Source organism: Flavobacterium sp. AC267, from assembly GCF_979258715.1.
Map to the genome: position 1 here is coordinate 4,437,962 of NZ_OZ409875.1, position 16,073 is coordinate 4,454,034.

The following is a 16,073-nucleotide window of genomic DNA, read 5'->3' on the forward strand; positions in this document are numbered from 1 at the left end:
TAAATTTTTTCATTTGATATCTTTATTAAAATTTAACACTTAATCCCAATTGTGTAGTCACAGATGCTGGACGATTCACACCAAAAGGCGAACCTGCCCATTCTGGATCATACCCATCAAAATTTGTAAACACAAATGGATCGAGAACATTTACATAAACTCTTAAATTACTTATTTTTAACCTTTTAAGCAACTCTGAATCTAAGGTGTAACCTAAAGATATATTTTTGATTTTTACATAAGATGCGTCTCTGTAATAACCAAATAAAGAAGTCCAATAAGCACCAGCTCCAGTTGCAACCGGTCCTGGTCTTGGGTTTGTATTGTTTGCATTTGCTTCGATGCCTGTACCATTAGTTGGAATAAAATAATCCATTGCTAATTTTTGACGGCCTCGATCACTTACGTCGGCAAAGTTTTGGTGAAAAGTACTTAAAACTGTCTGCCCCTGACTTGTCAAAACTGAGAAATTAAAATCAAACTGACCTACAGTCAATTTTGAATATAAACTTCCCTGCCATTCTGGATTCGGATTTCCAATTACCGTTCTGTCGTCTTGGTTAAATGCACCGTCTCCGTTTAAGTCTTTTGGTCTTGCCTGCCCTGGAGCCATTCCGTAAGATGTCTTGCCTGTCTTGCTTCGCTTTCCTGCCAAACACCGTCGTAAACATAATTGTAATTTGGATTTAACGGTGCACCAAGAATTAATTTATTACCAATATCACTAACCTGATCTTGATTGTAAATTGATTCTAGTTTATTTACGTTTTTAGTAAATGTAAAAGTAGTTTCCCAATTTACATTTTTAGATTTGATGTTTTTAGTCGTTAATAAAACCTCTATCCCTTTGTTGCTTACCGATCCAACATTTGCAAAAGTATTTTTCCAACCTGTTTCTGCTGGTAACTGCTGTTTGTAAATTAAGTCATCTGAAAGTCTATCATAAACATCTACACTACCTGAAATTCTATTTTGTAAAAATCCGAAATCAATCCCTAAATTGTATTCTCTGGTTTTTTCCCAAGTTAAATTTGGATTTGCTAAATTCTCAGACTGCCATCCAGGAACAACATTTGGTCCTGCGAGCATAAAACGTCTGCTGATTTAATAAAGCCTGAGAAGTATATGGAGCTACGTTATCATTTCCTGTATAACCAATACTCGCACGTATTTTTAAGTCCGAAACCACTGAGCTGTTTTCCAAAAATGATTCTTTACTTAATTTCCATCCTAAAGCAAGCGACGGAAAACTCTGCCATTTGTTGCCTTCAGATAAAACAGAAGAACCATCCCATCTGGTAGATGCTGTAACTAAATATTTGTCTCTAAATGCATAGTTCAAACGTACCGCATATGAATTTAAGGTATTCTTAGCATAAGCAGATTTGATTACATAACTTGTCTGAACACCAGACCCCATATTATCTGTACCTACATCAAAAGGCTGATTGTTTGAAGCCATATAAGAACTTTCATCAACATTAGAATACAAACTTTGAAGTAACAATAAGCTAAAATCGTGTACTTCATTAAAAGTATGTTTCAAATCTATTTGATTATCCCAAGTATAATTAAAGTTATTAGAACTTTCTAAAATGGCAGAATTCTTTCCATTTAATGTTACACCCGCATTTGTCTGCGCGGTATAAGTCGCAGATTCTGATGTATCCATAATTCCTGCTTTGCAAAAGTAGTTTTAAACGAAAGCCATTTTATAGGCTGGTACTGGAAATAAACATTTCCAACTGTCTGCCATGTTTTTTCTGTTTGAGAAGAATTAGCAATCTCCATTAACGGATTTACAGTTGATGTTTTATTAATTGCCCAAGAACCATCAGGGTAAGTCAGTTTTCCAGGAAGGAAAAACAAAGTTCCTACTTTCTCATTACCCGCGACGTCGACTGCCCAAGGAGACATTAATGGACTTAATCTAAATGCATCCTGCATTGCTAAATCACTACCTAATTGATTGTTTAATCTGGCGATTGTAACATTTACTCCTGTAGAAAATTTATCATTTATTTTGTGATTTAGTCCTAATTTGAAAGAGTATTTATCAGTAGCATCGTTTTCTATAAGACCACGGTCACTCTGAATTCCGAAACCTAAATTATAACTTAAGCCAGAATCTGAACGACCTGTAATATTTAAATAATTATTCTCGGTCATACCAGTTCTAAGCACCGCATCGTACCAATCAAAATTGTAACCGCTGTTGGCACGAGAAACCAGAAGCGGACTTTGATTTCCTGCCAAAGATGCCAATTGCGCCGGAGTCTGAGTTTGAGGTGTAGCGCTCATATAAGCAACTTGGTGAAATTTCCACCATTCTTCACCGCTCATCATTTTTGGTAGTCTAGCGAGCAGTTTTATTTCCATAAGAAGTATCAAAAGTTACACTAATACCTGCTTTGGCACTTGTTCCACTTTTAGTCGTTACTATGATTACACCATTTGATCCTCTAGAACCATAAATAGCGGCAGATGAAGCATCTTTTAAAACGTCCATTCTAGCAATGTCTTGTGGATTTAAAAAGTCGATTCCGTCCATTGGAACACCATCCACAACATATAAAGGTGAAGAACCAACCATATTTGGATTACTAGAATCGGCGATTAATGAATTATTTCCTCTAATTACAACTTTAAATCCGTCTCCAGCACGACCAGATGAAGATGAAATCTGAACTCCAGGCGTACTTCCCTGAATTGCTTCTAATGGGTTAATTGTATTTCTTTCTGTAATCGTTGTCGCACTAATTGTACTTACAGATCCTGTAAGATCTGTCTTTTTTACAGAACCATATCCAACAACAACAACTTCATTAAGTGAGTTTGATTGTTCTGCAAGACTTACATTAATTTTAGATTTACCTGCGACACTTATTTCTTGTGTTTGAAAACCTAAATAACTGATTATTAAAGTAGCTTTTGAATTGGTTACATTAATTTTAAAACTTCCTTCAAAATCTGTTGAAGTTCCGTTTTTAGTTCCTTTTTCCTGAACATTTACGCCTGGCAGAGATAATCCTGCTGCATCTGTAATTTTTCCTTCAATTGTGGTTGATTGTGCATTTACATTACTGCACAAAAGTAAATTCAGGAAAAACAAAAATACAAAGCCGTATTTTTCTTTTTTTCTTAGATAATTGTTTAATACTCATAGTGTGGTTTAAAGTTTGGTTAATTGATAGTGTTTAGTGTTTAATAGATTCTACTTTTTTTTCATTGATATAGGTATTTATAAAGTTTATATTTTTTACATTTTTTAATCGATAAACAGAATCGACTTTTTGAATTTTCACATTTTTAAGTGTAATATTTTCTACTGGAGATGATGCATATCCTTCTGCCCAAACACTGTATTTTCCGCCGTTTTTTACATTCACATTTTCTAAACTGACATTTCTAATTGTCGGAATAAAATTCCCTGTTTGAGAACCGTAAACATTGTAAAACATGTTTAGTTTTAAAACACATTCTTTAACGGTTCCCACTTCAAGGTTCCTAACAAAAATATCTTCTATAATCCCCCCTCTTTTTGAGTTGGTTTTAATACGAATTGCGCGATCCAGATTTGGACTGTCCATTACGCAGTCTTCAACAAAAACATTATTTACTCCTGCAGAAATTTCGCTCCCAATTACAACAGCCGCCATGACCATCGATCATTTTGCAGTTTTGCACAATTATATTTTTACTCGGAATTGCCACTCGTCGTCCGTCTCCATCACGTCCTGCCTTAATAGCGATACAATCATCGCCTGTATTAAACGTACAGTTTTTGATTACAATGTTCTGAGAATATTCAGGATCACAGCCATCATTATTTGGGCCATGGCTGTTAACCGTTACACCGTCAATAATCATGTTATTTGTCTTAATTGGATGTAGAATCCAGAAAGGAGAATTAATGATTGTAACATCTTTTATTAAAGCAGTATTGCATTCAAAAAACTCAATAAAATTGGGTCTTAAATAACGTCCGTCACCAAAAATTCTTTCTGATACTGGAACTCCTTTTTCAGCCATATCTACTAAAACTTCACGATTTGCTGGATCATTTTGAGACGGAACTCCTTTTTCCATCCGTAATTTTTTCCTCCAGACCAAATCCACCAATTTGTACTGTCTGCCTGACCGTTTAATGTACCTTTTCCGGTTACAGCGATATTTGTTTTATTCTTAGCGTAAATCAGCGGGGAATAATTCATCACTTCTGTCCCTTCCCAAGAAGTATGGACAATAGGATAATCTTTTGGACTTAAACTAAAAAGAATTTCAGCCTGATCTTCTAAATGCAGATTTACATTGCTTTCTAAATGTATAGCGCCGGTCAAATATTTTCCATTTGGAACCAGAACTTTACCTCCGCCATTTGCGACACACGCTTGAATTGCTTTTTGAAACGCAATTGTATTTAGCGTTTTCCCGTCTGCAACCGCACCAAAATCGTTTATATTATATGTCTTATCTAAGAAATGTGTATTTGGAATACTTTTTAAAACCAAATCCATTTTTTTCCATGGATTTGCATCGGAAGAAACTGATGCTGTTTGTTTTGCACAAGATATTGCTAATACGCCTGAAGCTATTAAAAATAAAATCCATTTAAATCTTATGTCTTTACTTGGCATCATTAGCAGTATTTTCTTATTTAAAATTAAAAACACAAACGAATTATGTAATCGATTACACGAAAGTAGAAAAATTGTTCTAAGACACCAAATTAATTTAGAAAAAAATTATATATTTAATTTTTATTATAAATTATATTTACATTTAATTTAAAAAAACACATAATTTATTATCATTGTAGAATCTAAAACGTTTTAGTTATATCGCAAGGTAATCGATAACATTTTATATTACGTAATAAAAAAAAATGTATTTTTGTCTAAAAATAATCCGAAAACTTTTTTTTCAATGAGTGAAAAAGTAACTATTTATGATATTGCTGAAAAACTAAATATCACGGTCGCCACCGTTTCTAGAGCATTGAACAACAATCCTAAAATTAAGGAGGCCACACGTGAATTAGTTATTAAAACTGCGACGGCAATGAACTATAAACAAAATAAACTGGCGCTGGCTTTAAAGAGTGACCGAAGTAATAATATTGGAGTTATCGTTCCGCGTATTGACAGCAATTTCTTCGCCTCTGTAATTAGAGGTATCGAAGAAGAACTTTATCCTCATGGCTATCAAGTTATTATCTGCCAGACACATGAAAGTATTAAACGAGAAAACGAAAATCTCCATACGCTTATAGACGCACAGGTTGACGGAATTATGATGTCTGTTACTGGTGTTTCTGATGAAAACGACAGCGCTTTCAGAAATGTATTAGAAAAAAATGTACCGCTGATATTTTTCGATAGAAGTAAACATATTGATGGTGTAAGTTCTGTCACTATCAATGACTTTAAAGGAGGTTATTTAGCTACTAAACATTTAATAGATGAAGGTCGCAGAAATATTGCCCACTTTTCTGGAGATCAATCATTAGACATCTTTAAAAACCGTTTTTTAGGATACAAACAAGCTTTATTAGACAATGGAATTTCTTTTAACGAAGAATACGTTATCTACACTAAAAGTAGCGTAGACGCTGGAAAGGAATCTGTTGACAAACTTTTGAAGTTAGAAACACCTCCTGATGCGCTATTTTCTTCAAGTGATTTTGTCGCTTTGGGCGCAATTCAGGAATTAAAAGAGCGAAATATTAGTATTCCAAATGAGTTTTGTGTAGCGGGTTTCAGTAACGAACCTTTTACTAAATTCATGGAATTATCAATCACTTCTGTTGATCAGTCGCCATTAGAAATGGGAAGAATGTCTGCTCGTGTTTTCCTAGAACAAGTAGACAAAACAGACACTATCAAAATCGAAAAAAAGGTAGTTCTTGCACCAGAATTACACATTCGTAAATCTTCTACAAGAACTAATTTTTAATTTTTTTTCATATAAATTATATAACAGGCTATCTCAAAAGGATAGCTTTTTTTGTAAGCTTCATCGAAGCGAAATATTTATAGCAAAAGATAAGTGATTTCAACATAAAGCTCTGGAGGAGCGACATATTTTTTCTGCAAACTAAATATATGTCGCTCCTCCGGGAGCTTTTTTTGTTTGTCTTATTATAATTCTATAAATATTTTGCTCCGCTGGAGCTTTCTCTAAGAAAAAAAAAAAAAAAAAAAAAAAAGACGCACAAATACTGTACGTCTTCTATATAAACCTTTGCCACTTTGCCCCTTAGAACCTTAGTGCCTAAAAAATTAAAGTGAAACCCCTCTTTTCCAAGGAATAAAATCGTTTTGATTTAAAACTGTCGCTTTTGTCTTAATGGTACCGCTGGCAACATTAATAATAAATTCAAGCATTTCATCAGCCATTTCATCAATTGATTTTTCACCAGTGATGATGCCGCCCGTGTCAATATCAATAATGTCAGACATTTTGTTTGCTAATTGAGTGTTTGATGAGATTTTTACAACCGGCGCAATTGGGTTTCCTGTCGGCGTTCCTAAACCTGTTGTAAACAATACCATATTTGCTCCAGAACCCACCATTGCAGTGGTGCATTCTACATCATTTCCTGGTGTACATAACAATGTAAAACCTGGCTCATTAATATATTCTCCATAATCGAAAACACCTGTAATTGGCGATGTTCCACCTTTTTTAGCGAGCACCAGCCGATTTCATTGCATCTGTAATCAAACCGTCTTTAATGTTACCTGGAGAAGGATTCATATCAAATCCTGAACCTGCATCAACAACTGTTTTTTCGTACCATTGCATTAAGTCTAAGAAACGTTTTCCATCCTTATCATCTATACAACGATTTACTAATTCCTGTTCTACTCCACATAATTCAGGAAATTCAGAAAGAATTGTAGTTCCTCCCAAAGCAACTAAATGATCAGATAACACTCCCAATGTTGGGTTTGCAGAAATTCCAGAGAATCCGTCAGATCCACCACACTCTAAACCAATTCTTAGTTTAGACAATGGAGCTGGTTCTCTCTTAATTTCATTTGCTTTTTTAATGGCTTCGAAAGTATCTTTTACAACACTGCTCAGCATAGTTTCGATTGTTCCAATAGACTGCTGATCGTAAATTAAAACAGGTTTTTTACTGTTCGGATTAATAGCATCTAAAGCATCTTTGAAAATCTGAATCTGTAAGTTCTGACATCCTAAACTCAAAACTGTTGCTCCAGCAACGTTTGGATTATTTACATAACCAGCCAAAAGTTTAGCCAAACTGTGAGAATCCTGACGAATTCCACCACAGCCTCCTTGGTGCGTAATAAATTTAACTTCAATATTATTGAATAAATTAGCATCGTTTGAAGCTTCTTGATTTCCCGCTCCTCCCGTTTCTGATTTCACTAAAGAACGCAACAACAATTGATAGTCGTTTTCTTTAGGTTTCATCAATTCCTTCTCAAAAATATCTTTTAAGATTTCGATGTTTCTGTTTTCACAAAAAACTAATGGAAAAAATAACCAAACATTTTCTGTTCCCACCTGTCCATCTTCTCTATGATAGCCCTGCCACGTTCTATCTTTCCATTTGTCCACATTTGGAGCATTCCAGCCAATAGTTTCTGTTTTACCAGTAACTTTATCACTTTCGTGTTTTACGTTCAAAGTAGAAAGCAATCCTCCTTTTTCGATTCTTGCACTCGCTTTACCAACCAAAACACCATACATAATGATTCTGTCTCCTACATTAAAAGGAACCATTGCAATCTTATGTTTCATTTTTACATCAGACTCAACAGTAATTGATTCTCCTTCAAAATCAATTACTTCGCCTGCTGTAAGATTTACCAAAGCCACCGCTACGTTATCAGTAGGATTAACTTTTATTAATTTTTTCTGCGTTGCCATAATTAACCTTTGTTCTTTGTTCTTTTTATGTGTTTTTTTATTTTATTCTTTCTTGAAACTTAGCAAAGCCAGCTTCAATACCATTTGCATCTATTTCTTCTAATGCAATTGTAATTGCTTTTGTCAATCCAGGGATTTCTGTTAAATCTTCATCCCAGAAACTTTTATTCTGTAATGTTAAACGAGCAATTTTTTCGTAATCATCAGATTTCCAAAGTCCGGTAAAGAATGTTGTAATATCTTCACCATCTTTAACCGGTAAACTTTGACCATTCCAAGTTCCTTTGTAGAAACGAATTAAACTCGCTAATGAAAAAGTCAAATTAACAGGCAGTTTTTTGTTAGCCTTATAATATCCTAATAAACTAGGCAAAACTCTTACTTTGAATTTCGATACAGAATTTAATGCAATATCAGCAAGTGCATGTTTAATAAATGGATTTTTAAATCGGTCCATTACTTCCTCAGAATAGGCCGTAATTTCATTTTTGTCCATATCAAGAGTTTCACTAATTTCACTAATAACGCTATTTACAAATTTTCCGGTAAAATCTCCGTTAACAGTTTCCATTACTAATTTATTACCATGCAAAAGTGAAAAAGGAACCATTGCCGTGTGCGCACCATTTAAAATACGAACTTTAATCATTTTAAAAGGACGTATATCATCAACGATTTTTACATTCAAATCTGTTTTATGAAAAGGCAATTTTGCTTTTAAATCATCTCCACCCTCGATAGCCCAAAGGAAAAAAGGTTCAGCCGCAACAATTAAATTGTCCTCATAATCTAATTTATTATTATATTCTTCAATTTCAGCTCTTGGATATCCAGGAACAATTCTGTCAACCAAAGTACTGTGATATGTGCAAGCATCTGATACCCAAGTTTTAAATGCATCTTCTAATTTCCATAAATCAACATATTGTAAAATATATTTTTTAAGCGTTTCAGAGTTGTAGTCAATTAATTCACAAGGAATTATTGTAACTCCTTTAGAAGTATCTCCATTAAAATGTTTGAATCTTTCATATAATAAAACCGTCAATTTTGCAGGAAATGACACTGGTAATGCATGTCTGGCGTATCACTTTCAATAAATTCAATTCCAGCTTCTGTAGTATTAGAAACAATAAATTGAAGTTCTTCTTCTTTGGCTAAAGCCAAATAATTTGCAAATTCAGTATAAGGGTTTATAGTTTTTACAATATTAGAAATTAACTCAATATCTTGGATCTTTTCACCTTTTTTAATTCCGTTCATAAACAAGGTATAAAGACCGTCCTGATCATTAATCATATTTACCATACCGTCTTTCAAAGGCTGAACTATTGCAATACCGGCATTAAAATCAACTTCTTTATTTAGTTTGTCAAAAGCATAATCAACAAAGGCTCTTAAAAAGTTACCTTCTCCAAACTGAACTACCTTAATTGGCTGTAACTTTTCTAATCCTGTATTTACTCTATTTAATTTTTTCATTTTAAATTTTCTTTAATGCGTTATAAATAACCATTTATAAACCTTATTTCTTTATTTCTGCCTTTTAAATTGCAAATGAAACATTACACCCGATTAGCAAAATAAAACCTGCTGTGAGGAATGGCAGACTAAATTTTTCAAGCGTAATGTTCAATTACAATCTCTAAAAATCTAAAAAAAACTTATAAAATAAGGAGTTGGCATGATTACCCCTTAATCTATTTTCTAATCTCTTTTATAATATCAAGAACCTGGCTGACTTTTGCAGTCAAACCGTCGAAATCTTTATTGTCTAATATATCTTTTGAAATCAATTGTGAGCCTAAACCAACACAAGTCGCTCCTGCATTGAGCCATGAACTCAAACTTTCTACGGTTGGATAAACACCGCCTGTAGGCATAATGCTAGTCCACGGACAAGGTCCTTTTATGGCTTTGATAAATTCTGGTCCGTAAATATCTGCTGGAAATAATTTTACAATTTCACAGCCTAATTCTTCGGCTCTTGCAATTTCTGTCAACGTACCGCGACCTGGTGACCACAATACTTTTCTTCGGTTACAAGCTATAGCTATATCTTCTCTAAAAACTGGCGTTACTATAAAATTGGCTCCCAAACTCATGTATAATGAAGCCGAAGCAAGCATCTGTAATAGATCCAACTCCTAAAATCATTCCTGGTAATTCAGCTAAAGCATATTTGTTTAATGCTCCAAAAACTTCGTGTGCAAAATCACCTCTGCTTGTAAACTCCATTAATCTGGAACCTCCATCGTAACATGCTTTTAAAACTTTTTTACTCAGCTCGATATCAGAATGAAAAAACAACGGAACCATACCGTTCTCTTTCATTGTCGAAGCCACTTCTATTCTTGAATATTTTGCCATTTTTATTTTATTATCTTGATACTAATGCAGAACCATCACCATCAATCATATTTTCAACTTCTTTTAATGTAACCAAGTTGTAATCGCCCGCAATGGTATGTTTTAAGCAACATGCTCGCAACTGCAAAATCCAACGCTCTTTGGTTGTTATTTTGATATTCTAATAAACCATAAATTAATCCGCCCATGAAGGCATCACCACTACCAACGCGGTCTACAACTGGTGTAACTTCTTTAACGGTCGCGCTGTAAATTGCTTTTCCGTCAAATAAAATACCGCCAATTCTCTGGTGTGAAGCACTAACAGAATAACGAAGTGTCGTAGCGACAATTTTCAGATTTGGAATCAATTCGAACAATTTTGTGTATAAAGCTGGAAGCGATTTCTCGTCTTGATAATTTGGATTTACCTTCGGAATTCCAAGCATAAAATAAGCTGTATCGATATCTCCTAAAATAACATTACTGTATTTCAGCATTTCGGGCATTACTTGGCTTGGTGTTTTTCCGTACTGCCACAGTTTTGATCTATAATTTAAGTCGCAAGAAATTTTAATTCCAAGTTTGTGAGCTGTTTTAATTGCCTCTAAACAAGCTTCAGCGAGCACTTTGAGAAATAGCTGGTGTAATACCGCTCCAGTGAAACCATTCGGCTCCTTCTAAAACTTTTTCCCAGTCAACCTGACCTTTTTCTATAGTTGACATTGCGCTGTGAGCACGATCGTAAACAACATTACTGCCACGAGTTCCCGCTCCAGTTTCTAGAAAATAGATCCCTAAACGTTCGCCTCCGTAAACAATGTTTTTAGATTCAACATTCATTTTGCGGATTTCTCTTAATGCAGAAACACCAATTTCATTTTCTGGTAATCTGGTAACAAATTCAGCATTTATACCGTAATTAGCCAAAGAAACACATACGTTAAATTCGTAGCCGCCATAAGTAGCACCAAATACTGTTGACTGTGCAAACCTTAAATGTCTTTCTGTTGATAAACGAAGCATGATTTCTCCAAATGCAACTACTCTACTCATATTATATTTTTTTTGCCACAGATTACAAGGATTAAAAAGGATTTAAAAACTTAGCGAACCTTGCGTAAATCTTTGCGAACTTTGCGGTTAACTTTTTAATTAAAATTTGAAATATTCTTTTGCATTGTTATATGAAATATCAGCAACTAATTTTCCGATCCATTCCATATCATTTGGAAGTTCACCGCGTTTGATTTCATCTCCTAAAAGATTACATAAAATACGTCTGAAATATTCGTGTCTTGGGAACGATAAGAAACTTCTTGAATCTGTCAGCATTCCAACAAAACAGCTGATTAATCCCATATTCGAAAGCGCATTTAACTGCTTTGTCATTCCATCTTTTTGATCTAAAAACCACCATCCTGAACCAAATTGAACTTTTCCACGAACACTTCCGTCATTGAAATTTCCAATCATAGTTGCCATAACTTCGTTATCAGCTGGATTTAGATTGTAGATAATCGTTTTTGTCAATTTATCTTTACTGTCTAAAGCATTCAAAAAGTTTGATAATTTTTGAGCCTGCGGGTAATCTCCAATAGAATCCCATCCCGTATCAGGACCTAAAATTCTGTGCATACGAGCATTATTGTTACGCAATGCCCCTAAGTGAAACTGCTGTACCCATCCAAATTCATGATACGTTTCTGTTAAGAATAATAAAACAGCACTTTGGAATTTTAAAGCTTCTTCTGGCGACAATATTCTATTTTCTCTTTTCTTTTTGAAGATTGCATTTACCTCAGATTCTGTAAATTCTTCAAAATAAATCTGGTCTAAACCGTGATCACTTAATTTACATCCGTTTGCATTAAAATATTCAATTCTTTTTCTTAATGCCGTTTGCAAGTCAGCATAAGTGTTAATTGCAACTCCGGACACATCCCCTAATGTGTCCAGATATGCATTATAACCATCGCTAGAAATTAAGATGGCTTTATCAGGTCTGAAAGCCGTACTCATTTTGATTCCAACTGAATTGTTCGCGAATTTTTGATGAAACTCTAAACTGTCAATTGGATCTTCTGTAGTACAAACTAATTCAGCATTTACTTTTTTAAGAAGATTCTGTGTGCTGTAAGCTTGAGAATTTATTTTTTCAGACGTTTCGATATAAATTTTCTCCGCTGATTTTTCATTCAGCAAATCATAAATATCAAAATAACGAGCTAATTCTAAATGTGTCCAGTGGTACAACGGATTACGCATCGTGTACGGAACTGTTTTTGCCCAGTTTAAGAACTTATCTTTATCTGAACCATTTCCAGTTACAAACTGCTCGTTAATCCCTAATGTACGCATTGCACGCCATTTGTAGTGATCGCCGTTGATCCATACATTTGTTATATTATCAAAAATCTTATCTTCAGCAATAAACTGCGGATTAAGGTGATTATGGTAATCAATAATTGGCTGATTTTTAGAGTAATTGTGGTATAACTCTTCAGCGTATTTATTTTCTAATAAAAAATTGTCATGTATGAATGTATTTGCGCTCATGTCTTTTAAAATATAATTTGAGAATTATTCTTCGTTTGAAGGTTTTCCAATTGTAGCAAGGATACCACCGTCAACATATAAAATGTGACCGTTTACAAAATCACTCGCTTTGGAAGATAAAAATATTGCCGCTCCGGCTAAATCGCTTGGATCTCCCCATTTTGTCGCAGGAGTTCTGCTGATGATAAAATCGTTAAACGGATGTCCGTCAACTCTAATAGGTTTTGTTTGTTCTGTAGCAAAATATCCAGGACCAATTCCGTTGATCTGAACATTGTATTTTGCCCATTCTGTCGCCATATTTTTAGTCAGCATTTTTAAACCGCCTTTTGCGCTAAGCATAAGCAGAAACTGTACTACGGCCTAATTCGCTCATCATAGAGCAAATGTTGATTATTTTTCCTTGTCTTCTCTCAATCATTCCCTTTGCAACATGCTTAGAAACAATAAACGGACTTACTAAATCAATATCAACTACTTCTCTAAAATCTGCAACTTCCATATCCAAAAGCGGAATTCTTTTAATAATTCCAGCATTGTTGATCAAGATATCAATTGGCCCTACTTCACTTTCAATTTTTGCAACAGCTGTTTTAACTTCCTGCTCATCTGTTACATTAAATTTGTAACCTACTGCATTGATTCCTTCTTCTTTTAGCGTCGCTACAGCATCGTCAATTTTTTGCTGTGAAGAATTTCCATTCACCACAATTGTAGCTCCAGCTTCCCCTAATCCTTTTGCCATTGCCATTCCCAGTCCGTGAGTACTTCCTGTAATAAGGGCAACTTTTCCTTGTATGTCAAATAAGTTTGTCATTTTCTTATCTTAAATCTGTGATTTTACAAACATCCATATCTCCATAATCTAAATTTTCACCAGCCATTCCCCAGATAAAAGTATAGTTACTAGTTCCTGAACCTGAGTGAATTGACCAAGGCGGAGAAATAACTGCCTGATGATTGTTCATCCAGATATGTCTTGTTTCCTGCGGCTGTCCCATAAAGTGACAAACTGCTTGGTTTTCTGGAATATCCAAATAAAAATAAACTTCCATTCTACGATCGTGCACGTGTGCCGGCATGGTGTTCCAAACACTTCCTGGTCGCGACTCCGTCATACCCATTTGCAATTGGCAGGTTGTAACAACACTTCCAATAATCATTTGGTTTACTGTACGGTGATTTGCCGTTTCCATTGTACCCAATTCTAATTTATTTGCTTCTGCTAAGCTTACTTTTACTGTTGGGTAAGAAGTATGAGCTGGTGCAGAGTTGATGTAAAATTTAGCTGGATTAGCGCTGTCAGCACTTTTAAAAATTACTTCTTTATTACCGCTTCCGATGTATAAAGCATCTTTAAAACCTAGTTCATAAATTGTTCCTTCAACCACAACAGAACCACTTCCTCCAACATTGATAATTCCGATTTCTCTTCTTTCTAAAAAATATGGCGCTTTAAGCGGATCAATTGTTTCTAAAGCTAAATCACCTTTTACCGGAACTGCAGATCCTGCAATATACCTGTCGTAGTGAGAATAAACCAATACTACTTCATCTTCCTGCATTAGGTCATCAATCAAGAATTCTTCTCTCAATTGTTGTGTATCATATTTTTTAACAGCTTCTGGGCTTGACGCGTATCTTGAACTATATTTTGTCATAATTTTTATTTAATGTAATCGATTGCACAAAATTAATTTTTTATATTGAAAAACCATAATTCAAATGAAAAAATATTCTATTTAGAAAAATTATCCATTATAAATTTGTGATCGGTCTGTATTTTGGAACCAAAGTTTTCATTACAATCCATCCCGTTAGATAACAAACGGCACAGATGGAAAAAATGATAAAATATCCTGACTCAATTCCTTTAAATCCCATAAAAGCCATATTTGTTTCTTTTGCATAATCAAACAAAACTCCTGACCCTTTATTGATTAAAGTCGAGCCAATTCCTCCTGCTAAACCTCCAATTCCTGTAATGGTTGCAATTGCTTTTTTAGGAAACATATCTCCTACAGTTGTAAAAATATTTGCTGACCAAGATTGGTGCGTCGCTCCAGCAATTCCGATAATGATAACTGGAATCCAGTAACTGATGTATCCCAAAGGTCGCGCGATTAAAGCTAATAATGGAAAAAATGCAAAAATCAGCATTGCTCTCATTCTTCCTTCGTATGGATTCATTCCTTTTTTCTCAACAAAGTAAGTTGGAAGCCATCCTCCAATAATTGACAATAATGTAATCATATAAAGCACAAACAACGGCAGAGTCGCTTCTGTAGAATCCATTCCGTAAACAGAACTTAAATAAGCTGGAGTCCAGAATAAGAAAAACCACCAAACACCATCTGTCATAAATTTACCAAAAGCAAAAGCCCAAGTTTGTTTGTATTTAAAGCAGTCTGCGAGAGACACTTTAGTAGATGTTTCTGGAACATAACCCACCAATTTACTATCGGCGATATCATCTTGTTGAATGTATGCTAATTCATCTGAAGTTACCTTTGCATGTCTTTCTGGTTTATCGTACATGAACATCCAAAATCCCATCCAAATAAATCCTAAAGCTCCAATGATAATGAAAGACATTTCCCATCCAAAAGATTTTGCAATAAACGGAATTGTAATTGGCGCCGCTAAAGCTCCAACTGTCGCTCCTGCATTAAAAATACTGGTTGCAAATGCTCTGTCTTTTTTAGGAAAATATTCAGCTGTAGTTTTAATCGCCGCAGGAAAGTTTCCTGCCTCTCCAACTGCCAAAACAAAACGAGCAAATATAAAAAGAGCAACACTCACATTGATCACCAATGCAGTATCGCTGATCGTACTGATTATTTCCTTTGAACCATGAAATCCTACGAACCATTCTCCTGTAATAATTCCAGAAGTTGCAATGCCGCAAAATGCATGAAGACAAGCTCCTATTGACCAAATACCAATTGCCCAAAGAAACCCTTTTTTAGTATCTAACCAATCTACAAATCTTCCCGCGAACAATAAAGAAACCGCATAAAAGATAGAAAATAAAGCTGTAATATTTCCGTAATCGTTATTTGTCCAATGAAATTCCGGTGCAATAAAATCACTCCATGTTAACGAAAGTACTTGTCTGTCCAGATAATTAATTGTTGTTGCAAAAAACAATAAGGCACAAATACTCCAACGGTATTTCCCTGTAGATTTGACTCCTTGATTTACGGCAACAGTTTCGGTTTGATTCATAGTAAGTTGGTATTATAGTTTTGAAATTTTTG

Annotated in this window: 9 protein-coding genes and 6 pseudogenes; 1 reads left to right on the forward strand and 14 read right to left on the reverse strand. The window is 34.6% G+C overall.

What is annotated here, in order from left to right; genetic code table 11:
* Positions 1 to 25: 25 nt before the first annotated feature.
* The 6 genes and pseudogenes from ACZZ95_RS23490 to ACZZ95_RS23515 all read right to left on the reverse strand — a co-directional run bounded on the left by ACZZ95_RS23490 (position 26) and on the right by ACZZ95_RS23515 (position 4,637).
* Positions 26 to 613 (reverse strand): hypothetical protein, encoded by a 588-nt coding sequence (locus ACZZ95_RS23490; protein ID WP_463470927.1) that lies wholly within the window; start codon positions 611 to 613, stop codon positions 26 to 28.
* On the reverse strand, positions 580 to 1,089 hold the full coding sequence (locus ACZZ95_RS23495; RefSeq protein ID WP_463470928.1) for a TonB-dependent receptor domain-containing protein: 510 nt from the start codon (positions 1,087 to 1,089) through the stop codon (positions 580 to 582). Before ACZZ95_RS23495 ends, ACZZ95_RS23490 begins: the two co-directional genes overlap by 34 nt.
* A complete protein-coding gene (locus ACZZ95_RS23500; protein ID WP_463470929.1) occupies positions 1,049 to 1,672 on the reverse strand; it encodes a hypothetical protein in 624 nt (207 codons plus the stop codon). The genes ACZZ95_RS23495 and ACZZ95_RS23500 overlap by 41 nt, the downstream gene beginning before the upstream one ends.
* Complete coding sequence (locus ACZZ95_RS23505) at positions 1,621 to 2,346, reverse strand: hypothetical protein (RefSeq protein ID WP_463470930.1); 726 nt, start codon at positions 2,344 to 2,346, stop codon at positions 1,621 to 1,623. The genes ACZZ95_RS23500 and ACZZ95_RS23505 overlap by 52 nt, the downstream gene beginning before the upstream one ends.
* Before the next feature lie 10 nt (positions 2,347 to 2,356).
* On the reverse strand, positions 2,357 to 3,091 hold the full coding sequence (locus tag ACZZ95_RS23510) for a carboxypeptidase-like regulatory domain-containing protein (RefSeq protein ID WP_463470931.1): 735 nt from the start codon (positions 3,089 to 3,091) through the stop codon (positions 2,357 to 2,359).
* A 106-nt stretch (positions 3,092 to 3,197) separates the two neighbouring features.
* A pseudogene (locus tag ACZZ95_RS23515) lies at positions 3,198 to 4,637 on the reverse strand (glycoside hydrolase family 28 protein).
* A 289-nt stretch (positions 4,638 to 4,926) separates the two neighbouring features.
* Between ACZZ95_RS23515 and ACZZ95_RS23520 the strand changes: the two are divergent.
* Entirely contained in the window at positions 4,927 to 5,955 is a 1,029-nt protein-coding gene (locus ACZZ95_RS23520) for a LacI family DNA-binding transcriptional regulator (protein WP_463470932.1), read from the forward strand.
* A gap of 326 nt (positions 5,956 to 6,281) precedes the next feature.
* Here ACZZ95_RS23520 and ACZZ95_RS23525 read toward each other — a convergent pair.
* The 8 genes and pseudogenes from ACZZ95_RS23525 to ACZZ95_RS23560 all read right to left on the reverse strand — a co-directional run bounded on the left by ACZZ95_RS23525 (position 6,282) and on the right by ACZZ95_RS23560 (position 16,041).
* Positions 6,282 to 7,905 (reverse strand): annotated as a pseudogene (locus ACZZ95_RS23525) (UxaA family hydrolase).
* A 37-nt stretch (positions 7,906 to 7,942) separates the two neighbouring features.
* Positions 7,943 to 9,387 (reverse strand): annotated as a pseudogene (locus tag ACZZ95_RS23530) (tagaturonate reductase).
* A 218-nt stretch (positions 9,388 to 9,605) separates the two neighbouring features.
* Positions 9,606 to 10,275 (reverse strand): annotated as a pseudogene (locus tag ACZZ95_RS23535) (bifunctional 4-hydroxy-2-oxoglutarate aldolase/2-dehydro-3-deoxy-phosphogluconate aldolase).
* A 10-nt stretch (positions 10,276 to 10,285) separates the two neighbouring features.
* Positions 10,286 to 11,310: pseudogene (locus ACZZ95_RS23540) on the reverse strand (PfkB family carbohydrate kinase).
* Positions 11,311 to 11,409: 99 nt separating this feature from the next.
* A complete protein-coding gene (uxaC, locus tag ACZZ95_RS23545; protein ID WP_463470933.1) occupies positions 11,410 to 12,813 on the reverse strand; it encodes a glucuronate isomerase in 1,404 nt (467 codons plus the stop codon).
* 24 nt (positions 12,814 to 12,837) lie between these two features.
* Positions 12,838 to 13,630, reverse strand: a pseudogene (locus ACZZ95_RS23550) (gluconate 5-dehydrogenase).
* A gap of 4 nt (positions 13,631 to 13,634) precedes the next feature.
* Positions 13,635 to 14,474 carry a 5-dehydro-4-deoxy-D-glucuronate isomerase gene (kduI, locus tag ACZZ95_RS23555; RefSeq protein WP_463470934.1) on the reverse strand — a complete coding sequence of 280 codons (840 nt, stop codon included), beginning with the start codon at positions 14,472 to 14,474 and terminating at the stop codon, positions 13,635 to 13,637.
* Between the two features lie 97 nt (positions 14,475 to 14,571).
* A complete protein-coding gene (locus tag ACZZ95_RS23560) occupies positions 14,572 to 16,041 on the reverse strand; it encodes an MFS transporter (RefSeq protein ID WP_463470935.1) in 1,470 nt (489 codons plus the stop codon).
* Positions 16,042 to 16,073: the final 32 nt, after the last annotated feature.

Bases quoted from the DNA above. Each gene is read 5' to 3' on its own strand.
- ACZZ95_RS23520 (WP_463470932.1), top strand. From the start codon at position 4,927: ATGAGTGAAAAAGTAACTATTTATGATATTGCTGAAAAACTAAATATC.
- kduI (WP_463470934.1), bottom strand. From the start codon at position 14,474: ATGACAAAATATAGTTCAAGATACGCGTCAAGCCCAGAAGCTGTTAAA.
- ACZZ95_RS23495 (WP_463470928.1), bottom strand. From the start codon at position 1,089: ATGCTCGCAGGACCAAATGTTGTTCCTGGATGGCAGTCTGAGAATTTA.
- ACZZ95_RS23500 (WP_463470929.1), bottom strand. From the start codon at position 1,672: ATGGATACATCAGAATCTGCGACTTATACCGCGCAGACAAATGCGGGT.
- ACZZ95_RS23505 (WP_463470930.1), bottom strand. From the start codon at position 2,346: ATGATGAGCGGTGAAGAATGGTGGAAATTTCACCAAGTTGCTTATATG.
- ACZZ95_RS23560 (WP_463470935.1), bottom strand. From the start codon at position 16,041: ATGAATCAAACCGAAACTGTTGCCGTAAATCAAGGAGTCAAATCTACA.
- ACZZ95_RS23490 (WP_463470927.1), bottom strand. From the start codon at position 613: ATGGCTCCAGGGCAGGCAAGACCAAAAGACTTAAACGGAGACGGTGCA.
- uxaC (WP_463470933.1), bottom strand. From the start codon at position 12,813: ATGAGCGCAAATACATTCATACATGACAATTTTTTATTAGAAAATAAA.